Source organism: Pedobacter sp. 01N416 (genome assembly GCF_056399685.1).
In genome coordinates, this window is the sequence record NZ_JBFTRT010001092.1 from 1 (window position 1) to 470 (window position 470).

Consider the following 470-nt stretch of genomic DNA (forward strand, 5'->3'; position numbering starts at 1 on the left):
ACAGATTGATCGTAGAAAAGCGGAACAACAGGAGCATAATCCATTACCATCTGATCCATTTTGCGATACAGCTCAAAGCGTTTTTCGTTATCGGTTTCATAATAGCTTTTCTCAAACAGCTGATCGAATTCTTTATTGTAAAAAGCAGTGTAATTTGGTCCATAAGGGACTTTATTTTTTGAATAAAACATAGAAAGGAAATTCTCTCCATCGCCATAATCGGCCAGCCAGGAGCCACGGAAAAAGTTTACGCTGTTTTTCGACATTAAATCCCTTAAGCTGGCACTTGGGCTTACATCAATTTTAACTTTAATACCTACGGCAGTAAGCTCGCCCTGAATAAATTCGATCAGGTCTTTGTAGGTTGTCGTTGTATTTAGGGTTACTTCTCCCATACCTTTACCTTCTGGGAAACCAGCTTCCTCTAAAAGTTTAGCAGCAAGTTTTGGGTTATAGGCATATCCCTTTAC

The 470-nt window shown here is 39.1% G+C and carries 1 protein-coding gene; it reads right to left on the reverse strand.

Annotated elements, in window-relative coordinates:
- The coding region (locus AC1DND_RS29380; RefSeq protein ID WP_477586563.1) for an ABC transporter substrate-binding protein at positions 1 to 470 on the reverse strand (470 nt) is incomplete at both ends.